5 protein-coding genes are annotated in these 4787 nt (G+C 62.2%); 4 read left to right on the top strand and 1 reads right to left on the bottom strand.

Features of this window, described 5'->3' with window-relative positions; all coding sequences use genetic code 11:
* The first annotated feature begins 6 nt into the window (after nt 1-6).
* The 3 genes from modA to modC are packed head-to-tail and all read left to right on the top strand — an operon-like array spanning nt 7 to nt 2586.
* Entirely contained in the window at nt 7-762 is a 756-nt protein-coding gene (modA, locus tag AC1D1P_RS14510) for a molybdate ABC transporter substrate-binding protein (protein ID WP_477673470.1), read from the top strand.
* A 37-nt stretch (nt 763-799) separates the two neighbouring features.
* Nucleotides 800-1492 carry a molybdate ABC transporter permease subunit gene (modB, locus tag AC1D1P_RS14505; protein WP_477671000.1) on the top strand — a complete coding sequence of 231 codons (693 nt, stop codon included), beginning with the start codon at nt 800-802 and terminating at the stop codon, nt 1490-1492.
* Complete coding sequence (gene modC / locus AC1D1P_RS14500) at nt 1489-2586, top strand: molybdenum ABC transporter ATP-binding protein (RefSeq protein ID WP_477673469.1); 1098 nt, start codon at nt 1489-1491, stop codon at nt 2584-2586. Before modB ends, modC begins: the two co-directional genes overlap by 4 nt.
* A gap of 294 nt (nt 2587-2880) precedes the next feature.
* On the opposite strand, the gene ppsR is transcribed toward modC, so the two are convergent.
* A complete protein-coding gene (ppsR, locus tag AC1D1P_RS14495) occupies nt 2881-3702 on the bottom strand; it encodes a posphoenolpyruvate synthetase regulatory kinase/phosphorylase PpsR (RefSeq protein WP_457278791.1) in 822 nt (273 codons plus the stop codon).
* A gap of 219 nt (nt 3703-3921) precedes the next feature.
* Here ppsR and AC1D1P_RS14490 point away from each other — a divergent pair.
* Nucleotides 3922-4787: PEP/pyruvate-binding domain-containing protein (locus AC1D1P_RS14490; protein ID WP_477673468.1), on the top strand; the 866-nt coding region annotated here is incomplete at its 3' end.

Below are 4787 nucleotides of genomic sequence, written 5' to 3'. Positions count from 1 at the left end.
TTCATCATGTTCAAAACTGCGTTGCGCTGGCTGCCGGCTCTGTGCCTCGTGCTGGCATCGGCTGCTGCATTGGCGGAGGAAGTCCAGGTCGCTGTGGCAGCCAATTTCACCGCGCCCATGAAACTGATCGCCGCGGACTTTGAAAAAGATACGGGCCACAAAGCGGTGCTGACCTTTGGCGCCACCGGCAAGTTTTATGCGCAGATCACCCATGGCGCGCCGTTTGAGGTCTTCCTCGCGGCCGACGACGAGACTCCCGCAAAGCTGGAGAAGGAGGGCGCGGCCGTGAACGGTAGCCGCTTTACCTATGCCACGGGCAAGCTGGTGCTTTGGTCGGCCCAGCCTGGCGTGGTTGATGCGCAGGGCGAGGTCCTGAAAAAGGGCGACTTCAAAAAGATCGCCATCGCTGCGCCCAAGCTCGCGCCCTACGGTGCTGCCGCCGTCGAGACCATGAATAAGCTGGGCCTGCAAGCCGCCCTGGAGCCCAAACTGGTGCAAGGCGAAAGCATCGGCCAGGCCTTCAGCTTTGTCTCGACCGGCAATGCGGAGCTGGGTTTTATCGCRCTCTCGCAGGTCTGCGAAGGCGGCAAGATCAGGTCGGGCTCGGCGTGGATTGTTCCCGGTAGCTTGCACAGCCCGATTCGCCAGGATGCGGTACTGCTGGCCAAGGCCAAAGACAGCAAGGCCGCGGTGCAGCTGATGGCTTTTTTGAAAACAGAGAAGGCCAGGGCGGTGATCCGCTCCTTCGGCTACGAGCCCTGAACGCGGCACAGAAGCGGCATAGAGGCGACACTGAATCATGCTCGACGATGCAAGCCTTCAGGCACTGGTGCTGACCTTTCGGCTGGCGGCCACCACCACCGTGGTGTTGCTGCTGGCCGGCACGCCGCTGGCGTGGTGGCTGGCGCGTACGCGTTCATGGCTCAAAGGGCCGGTGGGTGCGCTGGTGGCCTTGCCGCTGGTTTTGCCTCCAGTGGTGCTGGGTTTTTATCTGCTGGTACTGATGGGGCCGAACGGCCCGGTGGGCCAGCTCACGCAGTCGCTGGGTTGGGGCGTGCTGCCGTTTACCTTTGCCGGGCTCGTGGTGGGATCGGTGCTGTATTCCATGCCTTTCGTGGTGCAGCCGCTGCAAAACGCCTTTGAGGCGATTGGCGAACGGCCGCTGGAAGCCGCTGCCACCTTGCGAGCCTCGCCGCTGGATACCTTTTTCAGCGTGGTGCTGCCGCTGGCCCGGCCCGCCTACCTGACCGCCACCGTCATGGGCTTTGCGCACACAGTGGGCGAGTTCGGCATTGTGCTCATGATGGGGGGCAACATTCCCGGCAAGACACGCGTGATGTCTGTGCAGATCTACGACCATGTGGAAGCGCTCGAATACAGCCAGGCGCACTGGCTGGCCGGCGGCCTGCTGGCGTTTTCCTTTCTGGTGCTGCTGGCGCTCTATACCTTCAATGCCTTGCAGCCGGGCCGGCGCAAAGGGCAGGGCGCATGAGGCCGGCCAGCGTTCTCGAAGGCGGCATCACCGCCTCGTTTCATCGTGTCTTCACCGATTTCTCGCTCGACGTGTCGCTGGACTTGCCTGGGCGCGGCGTCACGGCCGTCTTTGGTCCTTCGGGTTCGGGCAAAACCAGCCTGCTGCGCAGCATTGCCGGTCTGGAGCGTGCAGCAACCGGCCATCTCTCGGTCAATGGCGAGGTCTGGCAAGACGACAAGGCCGGTGTCTTCTTGCCGGTGCATCAGCGGCCGCTGGGCTATGTATTCCAGGAAGCAAGTCTGTTCGCCCACCTGGACGTGCACAGCAACCTCGATTTCGGCCAGCGCCGCGTGCCGGCTGCCCAGCGCCGCATCTCGCTGGAACACGCCATTGAATTGCTGGGCTTGCAAAAACTGATGCGGCGCATGCCCGGCACGCTTTCGGGCGGCGAGCGCCAGCGCGTGGCCATCGCGCGGGCGTTGGCCACCAGTCCGCGCCTGTTGCTGATGGACGAGCCCCTGGCCTCGCTGGACATCGCCCGCAAGGCCGAAATCCTGCCTTACCTGGAGCGCCTGCATGACGAACTCGACATGCCCGTGCTCTACGTCAGCCACGCACCGGACGAAGTCGCCCGGCTGGCCGACCACCTGGTGCTGCTGGACGCCGGCCGGGTCACGGCCTCAGGCCCCACGCGCGAGCTGATGACGCGGCTGGACCTGCCGCTGGCGCACGGCGACGCCGCAGCCGCGGTGATAGATGCCGTGATCAGCGCCGTTGAACCCGAATGGCACATGAGCCATGCCGAGTTTCCCGGCGGACGCATCAGCCTGCTCAACCCTTCGCTGCAGGTCGGCCAGCGCGTGCGCGTGCGCATCCAGGCGCGTGACGTGAGCCTGACGCTTGAGCGCCAGGAGGGCACCAGTGTGCAGAACATCTTTGCGGTCACCGTCATCGGCCTTTCAGCTGACAGCCCGGGACAGGTGATGGTCGGCCTGGACGCCGGCGGCAGCACACTGCTGGCGCGGCTCACCCAAAAATCAGCGGAAGCCTTGCAATTGCAGCCTGACAACCTTGTGTACGCGCAGGTCAAGGGGGTGGCGGTGCTGGGCTGATCTGGCGCCGCTATAAAAAAGATAGCTGCTCGCGCACGTCGGGATTGGGGCAACGGCTGATTTCATGCGAAATTTTTAGCCAGGCCCAAGGCTCTATTTTTCGCTAAAAAATGCTTCCTGGCCAATAGGGACGGGCGCAAGCAGCTATCAAATCAGTAGCAACTCACTCGATCCCCGGGAAAAAACGGCTTCAGCCGCCATGCATCGGGAAATCTGTGTCGACGCTGACCCCTGCTTCGATGAATGCTCACCTTGTGCATCCGTGCGGAGGCATGGGATGTGCATGGCCCCGCCTCAGTACTCCAGCCGCTCCGGCCGGATTTCCTGCAGGATGGTGGTGGCGATCTCTTCAATCGACTTGGTGGTGGTTGACAGCCAACGTATGCCTTCGCGCCGCATCATGGCTTCGGCCTCGTGGATTTCGTCGCGGCAGTTCTCCAGGCTGGCGTATTTGGAGTTGGGCCGGCGCTCATTGCGGATCTGCGCCAGTCGCTCGGGCGCGATGGTCAGCCCGAAGATCTTCTTGCGGTGTGGCACCAGCGCCGGCGGCAGCTGGCGGCGCTCGAAATCTTCGGGGATCAATGGGTAGTTGGAAGCCTTCAGGCCGTACTGCATGGCCAGGTAAAGCGAGGTCGGCGTCTTGCCGCTGCGGCTCACGCCCACCAGAATGACGTCCGAACCGGCCAGGTCGCGGTTGCTCTGGCCGTCGTCATGCGCCAGCGAGAAATTGATCGCCTCGATGCGGTCGTCGTATTCCTTGCTTTTGGACGCGTCTGAAAACCGGCCTACCCGGTGGTTGGACTTGATGCCCAGCTCACCCTCCAGCGGCGCCACAAACATGCCGAACATGTCCAGCAGCATGCCGTTGCAGTGGGCCTTGATGACCGCGAGGATCTCCATGTTCACCAGCGTCGTGAAGACGATGGGGCGTTTGCCCTCGACTTCGGCCGTGTGATTGATCTGCCGGATCGCCTGGTGGGCCTTGTCCACGCTGTCGATAAAAGGCAGGCGCACGTGGCGCGGCTTGAATTCAAACTGCGCCAGGATGGCGTTACCAAAGGTTTCAGCGGTGATGCCGGTACCGTCAGAGATGAAAAATACGGTGCGTTGGGACATGGGAAGGGGATAAATGAGGGACAGGGAGGGGAAATAAGGGTTTCGCTGGTTGAAAGCCGGGTGAAAGCCTGACACGGCACGCCGGGCCCGAGGCCCCTACAATCGTGGCAATTATCCAGTTTGTCACATCATGCCCCGCCACAACCCCTTCCAACAACAACAAGGTTGCTTGCCGCGCATGGTGAATTCCCCGGTTTTTAAACCTCCCGGAGTATTTTCATGTCCAAGCTGTTTGAGGCGACCGCCCTGGTCGTACCGTTTGAAAACCTGAGGATGACAGACGTCGAGTCTGTCGGCGGCAAGAACGCCAGCCTCGGCGAAATGATTTCGCAACTGCCGACCGGCCCGAACGGGGTTCGTGTTCCCACCGGATTTGCCACTACGGCCCACGCCTTTCGCGTGTTCCTGGCGCATGACGGCCTCGACAAAAAAATCAACGGCGTGCTGGACACGCTCAACACCGATGACGTGCGTGCGCTGGCCGAAGCCGGCGCCAAAATCCGCAAGCTGGTGGAAGCCCAGCCTTTCCCGGCCGATCTGGAAAAAGCCGTTCGCGACAGTTTTGCCGCCCTCAGCGCCGGCAATGCCCAGGCCAGCTTTGCGGTGCGCTCATCCGCCACGGCAGAGGACTTGCCGGACGCGTCGTTTGCCGGCCAGCAGGAAACCTTCCTGAACGTCGTCGGCATCGAGGACGTGCTGCACAAGATGAAAGAGGTGTTCGCCTCGCTGTACAACGACCGCGCCATCAGCTACCGGGTTCACCAGGGCTTTGCCCATTCCGACGTAGCGCTTTCAGCCGGTATCCAGCGCATGGTGCGCAGCGACAAGGGTGCTGCCGGCGTGATGTTCACCATCGACACCGAAAGCGGCTTTGAAGACGTGGTGTTCATCACCTCCAGCTACGGCCTGGGCGAGACGGTGGTGCAGGGCGCCGTCAACCCTGACGAGTTTTACGTGCATAAACCCATGCTCAAAGCGGGCAAACGCGCCGTCATTCGCCGCAACCTGGGCAGCAAGTTGCTGCAGATGGAGTTCACCAGCGCCGACGAGAAAAAAGCCGGCGGCAAGCTGGTCAAGACCACTGA

The organism is Polaromonas sp. P1_E1_2 (assembly GCF_056406035.1).
This window is presented reverse-complemented; position numbering and strand designations above follow the sequence as displayed.